The following is a 17,487-nucleotide window of genomic DNA, read 5'->3' as shown; positions in this document are numbered from 1 at the left end:
GGCATCCCCCTCGCCCTGCTCGCCGGCGCGGCCGGCTACGACACCGACACCGCGGGCGGCTGCGGATGACCAGCGTCGTGACCACCGCGCCCGTCCGGCCGCAGCGCACCCCGCGGCAGGAACGGGTCGAGCGCAAGCGGCAGCTCGTCGCGGCGCTGCAGCTGTTCTCCCGGTTCGGCTTCGACGAGGGCGCCGGCGGGCACATCACCGCCCGCGACCCCGAGGACCCGGACAAGTTCTGGATCAACCCGTTCGGCGTCAACTTCGCCCACGTGCGCATGTCCGATCTCCTGCAGGTCGACGCGGCCGGCGCGGTCGTCGCCGGCACCGGACGGATCAACCCCGCCGGGTACACCATCCACGCCCGCATCCACGCCTCCCGCCCGGACGTCGTGGCGGCCGCGCACTCCCACTCCGTGCACGGCCGGGCCTGGGCGACGCTGGGCCGGCAGCTGGACCCGATCACCCAGGACGCGTGCGTGTTCTTCGAGGACCACGCGGTGTACGACGGCTTCGGCGGGGTCGTCCTGGACGCCGACGAGGGCCGCCAGATCGCCGAGCGGCTCGGCGGCAACAAGGCCGTCATCCTGCAGAACCACGGACTGCTCACGGTCGGCACCTCGGTGCAGGAGGCGGCCTGGTGGTTCATCGCCATGGAACGCTGCTGCCAGGTCCAGCTCCTGGCCGAGGCGGCCGGCACCCCGCGGCACATCCCGGCGCCGATCGCGCGGGCCACCGCCCGGATGATGGGCACCCCGGCGATGGCCAGGCTCAACTTCCGTCCCCTGTACGTCGACGTGCAGAACACGTCCCCGCAAGCCTTCGACGAGGCGTGAACCCCGATGCCTGCCCTGCTGGACCGGATCGTTGCCGCGCGCGGCGCTGACCGCGCGCTGGTCGTCGACACGCACACCACGCTCACGTGGCTCGAGCTCGCCGCGCGGGTCAACCGCTGGGGCCGGCTGCTGCGCGAGCACGGCCTGGGCCCCGGCGACCAGATCGCGTGCGTGACGGGCAACCGGGCGGAGAGCTTCGAGCTCGTGCTCGCCTGCCTGCACACCGGCATCACGCTGGTGCCGGTCAACTGGCACCTGACCGCGCCGGAGATCGCGCACATCCTGGCCGACTCGGGCAGCCGCGCGGTGATCGTCCAGCCGTCGTGCGTCGCGGCCGTCGCCGAGGCGGTGGCGTCGGCGCCGGACTGCAAACTGCGGATCGTGCTGGGCCCGGCGGCGGTCGCCGGCTTCGCGGCCGCGGCCGAGCTGCTGGCCACTGTGGACGGTGGGGAGCTGCCGGAGCAGACGTGCGGCGCGACGATGCTGTACACGTCCGGCACCACGGGCGCGCCCAAGGGCGTGGTGAACAACCTGTTCACGGTGGGCGCACCGTTCACGCGGGTGGACCGGCTGATGCGCTACGCGCACTCGGTGCTGCGCGTGCCGGCGGGGGAGCGGGTCCTGCTCGACGGACCCTGGTACCACTCGTCGCAGCTGTTCTTCGCCCTGCTCTCGTTGCTCCAGGGCAGCACGCTGGTGATCCGCTCGCAGTTCGACCCGGCCGAGACCCTGGCGGCGATCGACCGCGAACAGATCACGGCCGTCCACCTCGTGCCGACCCAGTTCGTCCGGCTGCTGCGCGTCGCCGACCGTTCCACCTTCGCGGGCACCAGCCTGCGCACGGTCTGGCACGGCGGCGGCGCGTGCCCGATCCCGGTCAAGCGCGACATGATCGCGTGGTGGGGCCCGGTGCTGACCGAGTACTACGGCGCCACCGAGGGCGGCGCCGTCACCCTCATCGACGCCGAGCAGTGGCTGGAACGGCCGGGCAGCGTCGGCCGCGCCCTGCCGGGTTGCGAGCTGGTCGTCGTCGACGCCGAGGGCCGCCCGGTCCCGCCCGGCGTCCGCGGCCGCGTGTACGTGCGGCGGCTGCACGGGAGCCGCTTCAAGTACCACAACGCCCCGGAGAAGACCCGCGGCGCGTACCTCGGCGACGACACCTTCACCTTCGGCGAGGTCGGCTTCCTGGACGACGACGGCTACCTGTTCCTCACCGGCCGCGCCCAGGACCTCATCGTCTCCGGCGGCGTGAACGTCTACCCGGCCGAGGTCGAGGCGGTGCTGTTGAGCCACCCCGCGGTCCACGACGCCGCCGTCATCGGCGTGCCCGACAACGAGTTCGGCGAACGCGTGGCCGCCGTCATCGTGCTCGGCGATCTCGCGGAACCGGAACGGGCGCTGGACGCCCACTGCCGCCGTTCCCTGGCCGGTTTCAAAGTTCCGCGGTTGTACTCCTTCGTGCCCGACCTCCCGCGCGAGCCCACCGGCAAACTGCGCAAGCACCTGCTCACCGCGCACTTCGAGGCTCGCCCCGACATCGCCCACCCGGCCACCTACGCCGCCGGCGTCCCCCACGCGGAGTTCGCCCGGCGCCGCCGTGAGTCCCCGGTGACGTGGGTCGACGAGCCCCTGCTGACCCGGCACAGCGCCGCCGGCCGGCTCACCCACCGCGGCGCCGGCTATTGGGCCGTGACCAGCCACGAGGCCGTCCTGGCCGCGTCCAGGCGCACCGAGGACTTCTCGTCGGCGTTGCAGGGCGCGTTCCTGGTCGACCCGCGCACCCCCGGCGACCTGCGCCAGGCCCGCCAGCTGCTGATCAGCATGGACGAGCCGGAGCACCTGCGCATCCGCCGCCTGGTGACGTCGGTCTTCACCCCCCGCTCGGTCAAGCAGCTCGCGGACAGCATCACCACCCACGCCGAACGCCTGACGCAGTCGGTCACGGCGCTGGGCGACTTCGACATCGTCACGGACCTGGCCCGCGAGCTCCCCCTGCTCGTCCTGTGCGACCTGCTGGGCGTCCCCGAGCGGGACCGCCACCTCCTGTACGCCTGGAGCAACCACCTCGTCGGCTTCGACGACCCCGAGTACGGCGGCGGCGACATCGACGTCTACCGCCGCACCTTCGCCGAGGCGTTCACCTACGCCCTGCACCTGGCCGCGGAGCGCCGCGCCCATCCGACCGACGACCTGATCAGCCGCTTGGCCAACGCCGAGGTCGACGGCCGCCGCCTGACCGACCGCGAGTTCTGCAACTTCTGGCTGCTCCTGGTCGTGGCCGGCAACGAGACCACCCGCCACCTGATCACCGGCTCCCTCCAGGCCCTGACCGACCACCCGTCCGAACGCCACCGCCTCATGACCGGCGCAGTCCCCATGTCCACGGCGGCCGACGAACTGCTGCGCTGGGTGACCCCGATCATGCAGTTCCGCCGCACCGCCCGCCACGACACCGACCTGTCCGGCCACCCGATCCGCGCCGGCGACAAGGTGGTCCTCTACTACACCGCGGCCAACCGCGACGAGCAGGTCTTCACCGACCCGGACCGGCTGGACCTGGGCCGCGACCCGAACCCGCACCTGGCCTTCGGCTCGGGCCCGCACTTCTGCCTCGGCTCCCACCTGGCCAAGCTGGAGCTGACCAGCCTCCTGACCGCGCTGCTCCCACACCTGGACCGCCTGGAACTGACCGGCCCGGCGGTGCGCATGGAGTCCAACTTCGTCAACGCCGTCAAGTCCCAGCCGGCCCGCTTCCGCCCGGCGCCGCGTTGATTTCGGGGACATCCGGCTGTGGCTTGGCCGAACGGGGGATGGGCGTTCCGGCAATCGGCGCCCGACGACGACCTGAGCGGCCAGGGCGGGCGCGAGCGGCGGCGAAACGCGAGACCGACTCCATAGAGTGACGATTGCGTCGCGCAAAGTGGCGCTTCGATCAACGGGGGGTCTCATGTTTCACGCCGTCACCGCCGGTGCCATGCTGCTGTCCTCGCTCGCCTCACCCGTCGCGCCCGTCGCGGCCGCCGCGCCGCCGCCGCCCGGGGAGGTCACGATCAGTGTGGTCACCGCCAACGGGTCCGGGTGTCCGGACGGCACCGCGGCGGTCGACGTCTCGACCGACAAGAAGGCGTTCACGGTCACCTACAGCGCCTACATGGCCCAGGTCGGGGTGGATACGAAACCGACCGACTTCCGCAAGAACTGTCAGCTCGCCCTCGACGTGAACATCCCGCAGGGCTTCACGTACGCGATCGCCGAGGCCGACTACCGCGGCTTCGCCCACCTCGAGCGCGGCGCGACCGGTACGGCGGTGGCGAGCTACTACTTCCAGGGCAACTCGCAGACCGCCCGGGCCACCCACCCGTTCAAGGGCCCGCTCGACGACAACTGGCAGACCAAGGACGTCGTCGGGGTGACCGCCCTGGTCTTCGAGCCGTGCGGCCAGCAGCGCAACATCAACATCAACACCGAGCTGCGGGTCGCCGCGGGGCGGTCCAACCCGAAGAAGACGACCAGCTTCATGAGCATGGACTCGACCGACGCCAGCTTCAGCACCGTGTACCAGCTGGCCTGGAAGCGTTGCCCGTAGCCACGCGGCAAGCCGGGTCCGGAGCACTCCGGGCCCGGCTTGACGAACGGGTCAGGCGGCCGGCAGTGCGCGGTTGAACGCCCGCAGGTCGGTGACGAGCAGGTCGCCCTGCTGCAGGGCGGCGAAGTGGCCGCCGCGGTCGAACTCGGTCCAGTGGGTCAGGGTCGGCAGCAGCGGCTCGGCGAACTTGCGGATCGGCGGGCACACCTCGTCCGGGAAGACCGCGATCCCGACCGGCACCGACAGCGGCCACGGGCCGGCCCAGGTGCGCATGAAGTCCTCGGGGAAGCGGGTCGACTCGAAGTACAGCTGGGCGCTCGGGCCGGAGGTGTTCGTCAGCCAGTAGATGGTGACGTCGGTGAGCATGCGGTCGCGGTTCACCGCGTCCTCGGGGCCCTTGTCGGCGCCGCTCCACTCCTTGAACTTCTCCACCACCCACGCCAGCTGGCCCACCGGGGAGTCGCTCAGGCCATAGGCGATGGTCTGCGGGCGGGTCGACTGGATCTGCTGCCAGCCCATGCCGTCCTGCTGGAAGCGGCCGGCCTTCTGCAGCTTGCGCAGGTCGCGCTCGTCGAGGTCGGCGAAGGCGTTCGGGTCGTCCATCGGGGGCATCGCCACGAACATGTTGAGGTGGACGCCGGCGACGTGGTCGGGGTCGGCCTCGGCCAGGCGCAGGGAGATGACCTTGCCCCAGTCGCCGCCCTGGGCGAGGTAGCGGTCGTAGCCCAGGCGGCGCATGAGCTCGGCCCAGGCGCGGGCCACCCGCGGGACGTCCCAGCCGGGCTCGGTCGGGGCGCTGGAGAAGCCGAAGCCGGGGATGGACGGGATGACGACGTGGAACGCGTCGGCCGGGTCGCCGCCGTGGGCGCGGGGGTCGGTCAGCGGGCCGACGATGTCCAGGAACTCGACGAACGAGCCCGGCCAGCCGTGGGTCAGGATGATCGGGGTGGCGTCCGGTTCGGCCGAGCGGACGTGCACGAAGTGGACGTCGACGCCGTCGATCTCCTCGATGAACTGCGGGAAGCTGTTCAGCCAACGCTCGGCGGCGCGCCAGTCGTAGCCGGCCTGCCAGTACTGGGTGAGCTCCCGGAGGTACTCCAGCGGGACGCCGCGCTCCCAGTCGGTGCCCGGTCCGGCCGGCGGCCAGCGGGTCTCCGCGAGGCGCCGGCGCAGGTCGTCGAGGTCTTTCGGGGGGATGGCGATCTGGAACGGTCGCATGAATCGTCCTCCTCAGCCGCGGCGCGCGGTGGCGACCGCGTCGGCGATGATCTCGCAGATGCCGTCGACTTCGGCCGGGCCGATCGACGTGCCGGTGGGCAGCGCGAGCACCCGCTGGGTGAGCGCCTCGGTCCGGGGCAGCGGCAGGGGAGCGTGCCGGCGGGGGTTCGACCGGTACGGCTCGATCTCGTGACAGCCCGGGTGGAAGTACTTGCGCGACAGCACGTTGTGCTCGTGCAGGATGCGGTGCACGTCGTCGCGGTGCAGCCCGGCGACCGATTCGTCGATCTCGACCACCAGGTACTGGTAGTTCGCCCGCTCCCCGGCCGCCTGTGGGCGCACCGTCACGCCGGGCACGGGGGCCAGGCGCGTGCGGTACAAGTCATCGTTGCGCTTGTTGATCGCGATGAAGTCGTCCATCGCCTCGATCGAGGTGAGGCCCATCGCCGCGTGCACCTCGCTCATCCGGCCGACGGTGCCGCGGCCGACCACCTCGCGGGTGCCGTCCTGGCCCATCGTGCGCATGGTGCGGGCCCGCTCGGCGAGGTCCGGGTCGTTGGTGACGATCGCGCCGCCCTCGAAGCTGTTCACGTACTTCGTGGCGTGGAAGCTGAACACCTCGGCCGCGCCGAAGCCGCCGATGGGCCGGTCCTGGTACGTGCACCCGAACGCGTGCGCCGCGTCCAGCAGCAGCGGGATCGCGTGCCGCTGCGCGACCTTGGCGAGCTGCTCGACCAGGCACGGATGGCCGAACACGTGCACGCCGAGGATCGCCTTCGTGCGCGGCCCGACGAGCAGTTCGACGTGCGCCGGGTCGGCGCTGCCGGTCGCCTCGTCCACCTCGCAGAACACCGGCACGAGGCCGATCCAGTCCATCGCGTGCGCGGTCGCGACCCAGGTGAACGACGGGATGATGATCTGGTCGCCGGGCTGCAGGCCGAGCGCCATGGCCGCGATCTGCAGGCCGTTGGTGGCGTTGGAGGTGGCCACGCAGTGCTCGGTGCCGGCGATCTGCGCGACGCGCTCCTCGAACTCGTGCAGCAGCGGGCCGCCGTTGGTCAGCCAGCGCCGGTCGAGGGCGCCGTCGATCCGCTTCGCCAGGACGGCCCGGTCGCCGATGTTCGGCCGGCCCACGTGGACGACGTCTTGAAACATGGGTTTGCGCAGCATCCGCCATTCCTCTCGGTGGGCCGGCCGCCGGGCCCGCACGGCGGCACCGGAAACCGCCGCACGAGGCGGGCGGAGCGGGCTTTGGTGCGCAGCGGCGCGAATGTGGCCTGACGCCGCCCGGCATCCGGTGCAGGCGTGCTGCGAATCATCGTCCGGCGCACCACGCAGCCATGTCATATCCGAGGGTGCGCACAACAAAGGCCGCGTCCGAAACGGACGCGGCCTTGCGGAACGGGGGATCAGGCGGGTTCGGCCACCGGCATCGGCTCGATGCGGAACACGTCGGCGAAGCGGTGCAGCAGGGCGATGTCGCCGTCGATGGTGACGCTGCCCTCGCGCACGGCGTCGTCCGGGTCGAGCTCGCCGGCCATCATCGCGCGCAGCGCCGGGCCGGCCGAGATGCGCAGGTCGGGGCGGTCGACGCCACCGGTGCCGGTCTGCAGGCCGGTGCGGTCGACGATCGCGTGCACCAGGATGTCGCCGAACTGCACCTCGTAGCGGGCCTTGAGGCCGCGCGCCTCCGCCGGGTGGTACGTCGTGCGGATCGCCATGATGAGCGAGTCGGCGGTCACGATGTCGGTGTCGAGCGGCTCGCCGAGCGCCTTGGCGCCCCAGCGACCGAGGGAGAGCACGACGTCGTTGAGCTCCTCGCCGTAGGGGCTGAGCCGGTAGACGACCGAACCGTCCGGGCGCGGCATGACCACCCGCTCCACGACACCGGCCGCCTCGAGCTCCTTGAGCCGGTCGGCGAGCACGTTGGTCGGGATGCCGGGCAGGCCGCGGTGCAGGTCGGTGTAGCGCTTGGCCGCGACGAGCAGGTCGCGCACGATCAGCATCGTCCAGCGCTCGCCGAGCAGCTCCATCGCCCGCGCGACGCCGCAGTACTGCCCGTACGTCTTCCTTGCCATGCAGCCAGTGTAGTCCGTTTCTGGATCGGCAACCACGCTTGTCCGGATGCAGTGCCGCTGGACTGGGCAATCTGTGAGAAGAGCCACCGCCGATCCGGTGGTTGACTCGGCATCGTCACCGCGGTGCGCGGCCCCCGACGGCGCGACGCGGTCCGGCCGTCGAGCCACGGCCGCATCCCTTCCACGGACGGAGGCCTCGTCGGCATGACCACCACCCAGACGTCCGAAACGGTCGTCCCCCTCTCCGCCAACCAGCAGTTCCTGTTCATGTTCGACCAGGGCGAGGAGGCCGGCTCGTTCGGCCCGTACCACCACATCGCCGCAGGCTGGCGGGTGCGCGGGCCGATCGACACGGCCCGCCTGCAGGCCGCCCTGGACGCCGTCGTGGTGCGTCACGAGGCGTTGCGCACGGTGATCGTCCGCGACGCCGAGCAGCCGTACCAGCGCATCTGCGCACCCGGCAGGGTCCGCCTGGACATCATCGAGCACCCGGAGCCGGACGAGTCGCGGCGCGACCTGCGCGCGCAGTGGGCGATGAACGACCTCGAGGCCGGCCGGTTCTCGATCAACGACCTGCCGCTGCTGCGCGCCGTGCTCGTCCGCCTCGCGCCCGACGACGCCGTGCTCGGGCTGCAGGCCCACCACTCGGCCGCCGACGCCTGGTCGATGCAGATCATCATGCGCGACGTGGCCAACCTCTACGCGGCCGCGGCCGGGTTCGCGGTCCCCGAGCTGCCCGAGGTCGCGCAGTACGCCGAGTTCGCGCGCCTGCAGCACGAGCTCGTCGCCGAGGACGTGGACCGCGAATACTGGCGCGAGAACCTCGACGGCGCCGAACTGCTCGCCCTGCCGACGGACTGGCCGCGCTCGGCCGGCCTGCCGAAGGCGTCATCGTGGCACCGCTTCACGATCGACCCCGAAACGACCGCATCTGTACTGTCCATCGCCCGCCACACGCGCAGCACCCCGTTCATCGTCCTGCTCGCGGCGTACTGCGCCACCGTGCAGCGCGCGTTCGGCCGCGCCGACGTGACGGTGCCGACGTTCTCGCCGGGCCGGGGCCTGCAGCGCTTCCAGGAGTCGGTCGGCTCCTTCTACAACTTCCTGCCCCTGCGCGTGCGGCTGTCCGGCGCCGCCTCGTTCCGCGAGGTCATCCTGCGCACCCGCGCGGCCTGCCTCGGCGCGTACGAGCACGAGCTCCTCTTCGGCCAGGTCGTCCAGGACACTCCGGCGGTCGCGGCCCCGATGGCCGACGACAACCTCGCCGCGTTCGTCTTCCAGGTCGAGCGCACCCTGTTCTCGGCCGAGGGCACCACGGTGGGCGACCTGAACTTCACCGAGATCCGCCGCAACGTCTCCTCCCCGGTGGGCGGCGACATCCCCGACGGCGCCCTGTGGACCCTCAGCGTCGAGGCCGGCGGCGACACGGTCGGCACGCTCGCGGTGAACAGCAACCGCTACGACTCGATGACCGCCGCCGCCATGGTGCTCGACTTCAAGCGGACGGTGACCGACCTGCTCGCCAACCCCGACGCGGACCTCACCGCCTGAGCGAACGGCGAAACGCGCACCGAGCGCAACGCGCGGTGCGCGGGCGTGAGCGTGCGCCCGTCCGTCCCCCCAACGCACGAAAGGAAACGCCATGTCCGGCAGCACCACCGACAGTTCGGTCGGGACCGTCAACAGCAGCGTCGAGCAGATCTGGTGCGCCGTGCTCGGCGTGGCGCCGGGGCCGAGCGACGAGACGTTCCTCGACCTGGGCGGCCAGTCCATCTCCGCGATGCTCATCGCCACCCGGGTGCGGGACGAGCTCGGGGTCGACATCGAGATCGGCGACCTGTTCGACGACCCGACGCTGGCCTCCCTGCAGGAGACGGTCCGCGCCAAGCACGCGGCCCGCGGCTGAACGAACAGCAGCGCAGGGGAGGAACCGTGAACGCCCGCCGTACCGAGCACGAAACGACATCGCCCGCGCAGGATCGCGCATGGTTTCTGCACCAGCTGATGCCCGGCTCGGCCGAGCAGAACCGCTGCCGGCAGTTCGCCGTCGTGGGGCCGCTGGATCTGGGCGCGGTACGGCGGGCGTGGGCCGCGGTGTCCGACCGGCACGAGCTGCTGCGCACCGTGTTTCTCGCGGTCGACGGCCGGCCGGTCCCCATCGTCCAGCGCGACGCCGACGCCGCGCTGGAGATCCTCGACCTGCGGGACCGCTGGACGTGGCCGGACTCGGAGGATGTCGCCGACCGTCTCGCCGCCGAGCGGATGGAACGCCCGCTCGACCCGGGCACCGGGCTGGTCGCCGTCACGCTCCTGGTGCTCGACGACGAGAACGCCCGCCTGCTGCTGGTCGCCGACGCCATGATCTGCGACGAGACCTCCGTCGGTATCGTCGCCGAGGAACTCGCGGCGGCGTACAACCGGAACCTCGACGAGCACGACAAGCCGGTCCAGTACCGCGCGGTCGCGGCGGTGGAGCGCCGCCGCACCCTCGAACCCGATCCGCAATGGGTGGCCAGCCGCGAGCCGAGGGCGGACGCGCTGGACCTCCCCGCCGACCGCGAACGTCCCCGCGGTCCGTGGGCCCCCAGCCAGGCGGTGCGCTTCGACTGGCCCGGGAGGTTCGCCCAGGTCGCCGACGCCGAGCCGGCCGAGGTACTGCTCGCCGCCCTGCACGCGCTGCTGCACCGCTACGACCCGGCCGGCCGCATCGCCGTCGCCGTGCCCGTCAGCACCCGCACGGCGCTCACCGAGAAGGTCGTCGGGCCGTTCGACAACCTCATGGTCGTCGCCGTCGACTTCGCCGAGGCGGCCACCTTCCGCCGCCTCCTGCGCGCCGTGCATCGCCAGGTCCGGACCGCCCTGCAGTACCGCAACCTGCCCTTCGACCACCTGGCCAGGCTGGCCGGGGGCGAGCGCGACCCCCGCCGCGCCGTGCTCTACGACGCCGTGTTCGCCGGGCCGGTCGCGCACCGGCCGATCCTGGCCTTCGGACCCGCGCAGGCGCTGCCGATGCGTGCCGCCAGTGGCGTCGCGCAGGCCGACCTCGCGCTGGTCGTCGACCGGCTGGAGCCGTCGGTGGTCGGATCGCTGCGGTACCGCACGGACATGTTCGACCACGCCACCGCCGAGCGCATCGCGGCCCAGCTGCGCGCCCTGGTCGAGGCGGCGATCGAGCACCCGGACGACCCGCTCGCCACGCTCACCCTCGACCCGGCGTGCGCGAGCCGCGCGGAGCCGGACGAGGTCGAGCACGAACGGGTGCACGACACGATCGCCGGCCTGGCCCGGACACACCCCGACGCACCCGCGGTGGCCGATGCGAACGGCGGGACGGTGACGTACGCGGACCTGTCCCGCCGCGCCGACGCCATAGCCGCCGCGATCGGCGATGCGACCGGCGCGCCCATCGCCGTGCGGATCGCCCCCAGCGCCGCGTTCGCCGCCGCCGCGACCGGCGTCCTCAGAGCCGGCGGTCACCTGATCTGCCTCGCCACCGAGGACAGCGGCGAGCGCGACCGCGAGATCCTGCGCGGCCTCGCGCCCCGCTGCCTGCTCGTCGACGAGGACAGCCCCTTCGCCACGTGGTACCGCACCGAGGGCACCGTCATCGACGTCACCACGGTCCCGGACGCGCCCCCGCCCCGGGCCGCGGGATCCTCCGCGGCCTACATCGCGTACACCTCGGGATCGACCGGCGTCCCCAAGGGCATCCGCCAGACCCACGCCGCCCTGGCCCAGTTCACCCACTGGTTCGCCGAGGAGTTCGGCATCGGCCCCGGCGTGCGCCTCGCCCAGTGGGCCGCCCCCGGGTACGACGCCAGCCTCATGGAGCTCTTCGCCGGCCTCACGTCCGGCGCCACGGTCTGCCCGGTCCCCGACGGCATCCGCGGCAACCCCGAGAAGCTCCTGCCGTGGCTGATCGGCGAGCGGATCACCGTCCTGCAGACCGTCCCGAGCTTCGCCCGCGAGCTGCGCCGGACCATCGCCGAGACCGCGAAACCGCCGGAACTGCGCACGCTGCTGCTCGCCGGTGAGCCGCTCCCCGGCGCCCTCGCCAACGACCTGCGCGCGCTGCTGCCCGGCATCCGCCTCGTGAACCTGTACGGCCCGACCGAAACCATCCTCGCCACCTGGCACGAGGTCCGCGGCGACGTGTCCGGCACCGTCCCGATCGGCCGCGCCATCCCCGGCCGGCACGTGGAGGTCCTCGACGAGCGCGGTGCGCCGTGCCCGGACGGGGTCACCGGCGACCTGGTCATCCGCAGCCCCTACGTGACGCCCGGGTACGTCGGCGTCGAGGCCCGCCCCGCGCACCTCTTCCCGGGACCGTATTACCGGACCGGGGATCGGGCGCGCAGACGGTACGACGGCGCCCTGGAATTTCGCGGGCGGACCGACCTGCAGATCAAGTTCTTCGGCCGGCGCCTGGAGCTGGCCGAGATCGAGGCGGCGCTCGCCGAGCACGAGTCGGTGGCCGCCTGTGCCGTGCTGCCGCTGGGCGACCAGGAGGGCCTGGTGACCCGGATCGTGGCCTATGTCGTGCCGCGCACGCAGCCCGCGCCGTCCACCGACGTGTGGCGGACCCACGTGCGGCGCCGGTTCGGCAAGGCCAAGCTGCCGCTGTCGTTCCGGACCGTGACCGCCCTGCCCCGCACCGCGGGCGGCAAGGTCGACCGGCACCGCCTGGCCGCCGGCGCCGCCCGGACGGCGACCCGGGCCGGCAATGTCAGGAAAACGATGCTCGAGAAGGCGCTGGGCGAGATCTGGCGCCGGCTCCTCGGCGGCCGCGTCCCGGCGACGGACGACACCTTCGCCGGCCTCGGCGGCCACTCACTGCTCCTGCTCCGCCTGGCCGCGCAGATCCGCGACCAGTTCGGGGCGGCCGTGCCGCTGTGGGAGCTCGCCGCCAACCCGACCCTGAGCGACCTGGCCGCGCTCGTCGAAGAAGCCGTCGTGGCCACGGCCAAGCCGTTCGACCGCCGTCCATCAGCTGAACCGTCTGCGATGAGGTGACAAGAAGTGACTGCAGTGGTACAAAAGGTAGCCGTCGACTTCGATGGTGAATCGCTCGACCTCCGCACCATTCGCCGGGTCGCCGAGGACCGGCTGCCGTGCGCGGTCTCCCCGCAGGCCCTGGCCAAGGCGGCGGCCAGCCGCAAGGTGTTCGAGGACATCGCCCGGCAGAACACCCCGATCTACGGCGTCACGACCGGCTACGGCGAGATGATCTACATGCAGGTCGACGCGGCTCAGGAGACCGAGCTGCAGACGAACCTGGTCCGCAGCCACTGCGCCGGCGTCGGCCCGCACTTCAACGAGGTCGAGGCCCGGGCCATGCTGGCCGCCCGGCTCAACGCGCTCGCCAAGGGCTACTCGGCGGTGCGGCCCGAGCTGCTGGAGCGGATGGCGCTCTACCTGAACCTCGGCATCACCCCGATGATCCCCGAGATCGGCTCGCTCGGCGCGAGCGGCGACCTGGCCCCGCTGTCGCACATCGCGGTCACCCTCATCGGCGAGGGCTACGTGCTGCGCGACGGCAAGCCCGTGCCGACCGCCGAGGTGCTGGCCGAGCACGGGATCGAGCCGCTGCAGCTGAAGTTCAAGGAGGGCCTGGCCCTCATCAACGGCACGTCCGCGATGACCGGCCTCGGCTCGCTCGTCGTCGACGGGGCACTGGACCAGGTCCGCCAGGCCGAGATCATCACCGCCCTCGTGGTGGAGACGATGCGCGGCTCGACCAGCCCGTTCCTGCCCGAGGGGCACGACATCGCCCGGCCGCACCAGGGCCAGATCGACACCGCGGCGAACATGCGGACCCTCATGCGCGACACCGCCCTGGCGGTCGAGCACGCCGAGCTGCGCGAGCAGGCCAAGCAGCAGAAGTCCGACGCGGCCGGCGAGGGCAACGTGGCCCGCACCGAGGTGTACATGCAGAAGGCCTACACCCTCCGCGCGATCCCGCAGGTCGTCGGGGCGGTGCGGGACACGCTGTACCACGCCGAGCGGACCCTGCGCACGGAGCTCAACTCGTCCAACGACAACCCGCTGTTCTTCGAGGGCCAGGAGGTCTTCCACGGCGCGAACTTCCACGGCCAGCCGGTCGCGTTCGCCATGGACTTCGTGACCATCGCGCTCACCCAGCTCGGCGTGTTCTCCGAGCGGCGCACCAACCGGCTGCTCAACCGGCACCTCAGCGACGGGCTGCCGGAGTTCCTGGTCGCCGGCGAGCCCGGCCTCAACAGCGGCTTCGCGGGCGCGCAGTACCCGGCGACGGCCCTGGTCGCCGAGAACCGCACCATCAACCCGGCCAGCACCCAGAGCGTCCCGTCCAACGGCGACAACCAGGACGTGGTCAGCATGGGCCTGATCGCCACCCGCAACGCCCGCCGGGTGCTGCAGAACAACACCGTCATCCTCGCCGTGGAACTGCTCGCCGCGGCGCAGGCGGTCGACCTGCACGGGTGCGCGGACCGGCTCAGCCCGTCGTCGCGGCAGGCGTACGAGTGGATTCGCGCCTTCATCCCGACCCTGGACCGGGACCGGTACATGGCCGACGACATCACCGCCGTGGCCACCGCGCTGGGCGAGGGCGGCCTGCTCGACGCGGTCACCGCGGACGGCACGCAGCTGCGCTAGGTACCCGAAAAGGCCCCGGCACCCGATGCGGATGCCGGGGCCTTTTCCTGCCTACAGGCCGCTGAGACCGTCGAGCGCCGCTCGGTGCAGCGAGTCGAACGAGGAGAGGTCCGGCACGGTCCAGCCGGATAGGTCGTACTCGGCCAGGCAGGTGTCCACAAAGGACTTGTAGTCGCGGATGTCGCCGTTCGCGAGCTGGCCGAAGAGCAGCTCCACCCGGGTGTTCTCGTGGTTGCCGGAGTAGTTGCGCTCGTACAGCTCGTGCCGGCTGCCGAACTCCGAGCCGATCGCGTCCCAGAGCAGCTTCATCACCTTCACCCGCTCGACGGACGAGGCGCCGTTGGAGCCGCGCAGGTACTTGTCCAGGTACGGCCGCACCTGCGGGTTGGCGAAGTCGTCGGTGCTCGAGTTGACGTAGATGAGCCCGCTGGCCACGTCCTGCTGGACGATCTCGCGAATCCGCGCGTAGCCGAGCTGCGAGAACCAGCGGTACGCCATGCCGTACGCCGGATTGGGCAGCACCGCCCCGTTCTTCCACGGCACCGGGTTGCGCGCGGCCGCGTCGGCCAGGCCCCAGAACAGGTTGCGCCAGGCCAGGATCTCGCCGAGGCGGGTCTGCACGCCGCGGAAGCCGTCGGTGCCGTTGATTTCCAGCGCCTTCACGACGAGCCCGGCGATGAACTCGAACTTGACCGCGAGGCGGATGCAGCCGTGGAAGGTCGCGCGTTCGATCATGCCGGACTGGCCGCCGAACATCTGCACCTTGGCCACGTTGCCGTAGATGAAGACGTTCTCCCACGGGATGAGCACCTTGTCGAGGACCAGGATGGTGTCGTTCTCGTCGAGCCGGCTGGACAGCGGGTAGTCGAAGGGCGAGCCCATCACGGCGGCGGCCGCGGAGTACGAGGGACGGCAGATGAGCTTCATCCCGACGGCGTTCATCGGGATGGTGGCCACGAGGGCGAACCGCTGGTCCTTCACCGGCAGGCCGAAGTGGGCGATGAAGTTGTAGTGGGTCAGCGCCGAGCCGGTCGCGACCACCTTCGCCCCGCTGACCACCAGGCCGGCGTCGGTCTCCCGCTCGACGTGCACGAACACGTCGGAGACCTCGTCGATCGGGCGGTTGCGGTCGACCGGCGGGTGCACGATCGCGTGGTTCCAGTACAGGACACGTTGCTGGGATTCGCGGTACCACCGCCGGGCGTTGTCCGCGTAGGGCTCGTAGAAGTCGGCGTTGGCGCCGAGCGTGCCCAGGAACGCCGCCTTGTAGTCGGGGCTGCGGCCCATGAAGCCGTAGTGCAGCCGCGACCAGGCGGCGATCGCGCGCTGGTCGGCGACGAGGTCCTCGGCGCTGTGCGGGGTGGTGAAGAACCGGTGCGTGAACCCGTCGCCGCCGCCGTCCGTGCGCGCGGTGAGGACGTCCTGCTGTGCGGGGTCGTGCAGCGCGTCGTACAACCGCGCGACCATGCGTGCCGGATTGCGGAACGCGACGTGCGTGGTGACGTCCTTGACCTGTTCGCCGTAGAGGTAGACCTCGCGCTCGTCGCGGAGGCTGTCGAGATATTCGGCGCCGGTGAGCGGCTTCGTGGTCATCGCCGGGTCCTCCCATGCTCGTGCGCCCGCCGGCGCGACAGGCCGGCGGGCGCGATCAGACGAAAACTCAGACCCAGGACAGCCCGTCGGGGGAGGCGCCCAGGCCGCCCGGCTCCAGCGGGCGGCCCTCGCCGGCCCCGGCGCCGATGACCGCGCGGGCCTGCAGCGCGGTGCCCTGCTCGAGCAGCTCGCCGGGCACCGCGCCGAACGTCTGCTCCTCGTCGTCCAGCCCGGCCTCGACCAGCTTGCTCAGGTGCTCGGAGTGCGCCTCGAACGCCGAGCGCACCTTGGCCACCGCGCTCAGCTCGTTGGTCGCCACGCCGCCGACGAGCTCGACGAACGCCTCCAGGTCGGGCACCGAGGCGTTGGTGATCTTCCGGGCCTGCCAGAAGTACGAGTCCTCGGACTGGTGCATGTCGTAGAAGCCGACCAGGAACTCGTAGAACAGGCCGTACTCGCGGCGGTAGCGGCGCTCGAACTCGGCGAAGGACTCCTTCTCCTGCACGTCGCCGGCGAGGCAGGAGTTGAGCGAACGGGCGGCGAGCAGCCCGCCGTAGGTGGCCAGGTGCACGCCGGAGGAGAACACCGGGTCGACGAAGCACGCGGCGTCACCGACGAGGACCATGCCGGGCGCGGAGAACGCGGTGTTGCAGTACGACCAGTCCTTGCGCACCCGCAGCTGCCCGTAGACGCCCTCGGTGACCCGGGTGGCGTTCTCGAGCATGTCGGCGATGCGCGGGCAGGAGGCGATGAACCGGCGCATGGCCTCCTCGGGGTCGCCCTGCACCAGGTTGGCCGCGTCCTGGTGGACGACCGCGCCGACGCTGGTGAGCGTGTCGGACAGCGGGATGTACCAGAACCAGCCGTGCTCGAACGTGCAGCTGAAGATGTTGCCGGACAGCGGCGGGGCCAGCCGCTTGCCGTCCTCGAAGTAGCCGAACAGCGCCAGGTTGCGGAAGAACGGCGAGTACTCGCGGCGGGCGCCGGACTTGTTCGACAGCCGGGTGGTGTTGCCGGAGGAGTCCACGACGTACCGCGCGCGGGCCTCCCGCGCCTGCCCGTCCTCGTCGGTGTAGCGCACGCCGACGACCCGGCCGTCCTCCTTGAGCACGTCGAGCACCGGGCTGTTCTCGTGCACCTCGACGCCGTTGCGCCGGGCGTTGTCCAGCAGGATCTTGTCGAACTTCATCCGCTCGACCTGGTAGGCGAAGGACGTCGGGCCGGCCATCCGGCGGGAGGCGGCGAAGTCGAACGTCCACGGGGTGTCGCTGGCGCCCCATTTGAAGGTACCGCCGCGCTTGATCGTGAAGTTCGCCTGCTTGAGCTCCTCGTCGACGCCGAGCAGGTTGGCGACGCCGTGCACGGTCGCCGGCAGCAGCGACTCGCCGATCTGGTACCGCGGGAAGGTCTCCTTCTCCAGCAGCAGCACCCGGTGCCCGCGCTTGGCGACGAGCGTGGACACGGTGCTGCCGGCGGGCCCGCCGCCCACCACGATGACGTCGTACGGCGTTTCGGAGTTCACGTGAGGCACCTCGCTGTG

At 71.7% G+C, this 17,487-nt stretch carries 12 protein-coding genes; 7 read left to right on the top strand and 5 right to left on the bottom strand.

Features of this window, described 5'->3' with window-relative positions; translation table 11 throughout:
* Positions 1-65: 65 nt before the first annotated feature.
* From ACQP00_RS31720 to ACQP00_RS31710, 3 genes are all read left to right on the top strand, one after another.
* Positions 66-836, top strand: a complete 771-nt coding sequence (locus tag ACQP00_RS31720; RefSeq protein WP_433202089.1) for a class II aldolase/adducin family protein — start codon at positions 66-68, stop codon at positions 834-836.
* A gap of 6 nt (positions 837-842) precedes the next feature.
* On the top strand, positions 843-3,608 hold the full coding sequence (locus ACQP00_RS31715; protein ID WP_433202086.1) for a cytochrome P450: 2,766 nt from the start codon (positions 843-845) through the stop codon (positions 3,606-3,608).
* A 175-nt stretch (positions 3,609-3,783) separates the two neighbouring features.
* On the top strand, positions 3,784-4,422 hold the full coding sequence (locus tag ACQP00_RS31710; RefSeq protein WP_433202083.1) for a DUF4360 domain-containing protein: 639 nt from the start codon (positions 3,784-3,786) through the stop codon (positions 4,420-4,422).
* 51 nt (positions 4,423-4,473) lie between these two features.
* Here ACQP00_RS31710 and ACQP00_RS31705 read toward each other — a convergent pair whose 3' ends face one another.
* The 3 genes from ACQP00_RS31705 to ACQP00_RS31695 all read right to left on the bottom strand — a co-directional run bounded on the left by ACQP00_RS31705 (position 4,474) and on the right by ACQP00_RS31695 (position 7,718).
* Entirely contained in the window at positions 4,474-5,640 is a 1,167-nt protein-coding gene (locus tag ACQP00_RS31705; protein ID WP_433202080.1) for an epoxide hydrolase family protein, read from the bottom strand.
* A gap of 12 nt (positions 5,641-5,652) precedes the next feature.
* Positions 5,653-6,795 carry an aminotransferase class I/II-fold pyridoxal phosphate-dependent enzyme gene (locus ACQP00_RS31700; RefSeq protein ID WP_433202077.1) on the bottom strand — a complete coding sequence of 381 codons (1,143 nt, stop codon included), beginning with the start codon at positions 6,793-6,795 and terminating at the stop codon, positions 5,653-5,655.
* A 254-nt stretch (positions 6,796-7,049) separates the two neighbouring features.
* A complete protein-coding gene (locus ACQP00_RS31695) occupies positions 7,050-7,718 on the bottom strand; it encodes a winged helix-turn-helix transcriptional regulator (protein ID WP_433042385.1) in 669 nt (222 codons plus the stop codon).
* A gap of 204 nt (positions 7,719-7,922) precedes the next feature.
* On the opposite strand from ACQP00_RS31695, the gene ACQP00_RS31690 reads away from it, so the two are divergent.
* The 4 genes from ACQP00_RS31690 (at position 7,923) to cmdF (ending at position 14,354) form a co-directional block, all read left to right on the top strand.
* Entirely contained in the window at positions 7,923-9,269 is a 1,347-nt protein-coding gene (locus tag ACQP00_RS31690) for a condensation domain-containing protein (RefSeq protein WP_433202074.1), read from the top strand.
* 91 nt (positions 9,270-9,360) lie between these two features.
* Positions 9,361-9,624: a phosphopantetheine-binding protein gene (locus tag ACQP00_RS31685; RefSeq protein WP_433042379.1), complete on the top strand. Its 264-nt coding sequence runs from the start codon at positions 9,361-9,363 to the stop codon at positions 9,622-9,624.
* Between the two features lie 26 nt (positions 9,625-9,650).
* Entirely contained in the window at positions 9,651-12,731 is a 3,081-nt protein-coding gene (locus tag ACQP00_RS31680) for an AMP-binding protein (RefSeq protein ID WP_433202071.1), read from the top strand.
* 6 nt (positions 12,732-12,737) lie between these two features.
* Positions 12,738-14,354, top strand: a complete 1,617-nt coding sequence (gene cmdF, locus ACQP00_RS31675; protein ID WP_433202068.1) for a tyrosine 2,3-aminomutase — start codon at positions 12,738-12,740, stop codon at positions 14,352-14,354.
* Positions 14,355-14,405: 51 nt separating this feature from the next.
* Here the strand turns inward: cmdF and ACQP00_RS31670 are convergent, their stop codons facing one another.
* Both ACQP00_RS31670 and ACQP00_RS31665 read right to left on the bottom strand, forming a co-directional pair.
* Positions 14,406-15,947, bottom strand: coding sequence for a 4-hydroxyphenylacetate 3-hydroxylase family protein (locus ACQP00_RS31670; RefSeq protein ID WP_433202065.1), 1,542 nt, complete (start codon positions 15,945-15,947; stop codon positions 14,406-14,408).
* A 67-nt stretch (positions 15,948-16,014) separates the two neighbouring features.
* Entirely contained in the window at positions 16,015-17,469 is a 1,455-nt protein-coding gene (locus ACQP00_RS31665) for an FAD-dependent oxidoreductase (RefSeq protein WP_433202062.1), read from the bottom strand.
* Between the last annotated feature and the right edge of the window lie 18 nt (positions 17,470-17,487).

The organism is Dactylosporangium sp. CS-047395, from assembly GCF_050942185.1.
Classification (GTDB): Bacteria; Actinomycetota; Actinomycetes; order Mycobacteriales; family Micromonosporaceae; genus Dactylosporangium.
This window is presented reverse-complemented; position numbering and strand designations above follow the sequence as displayed.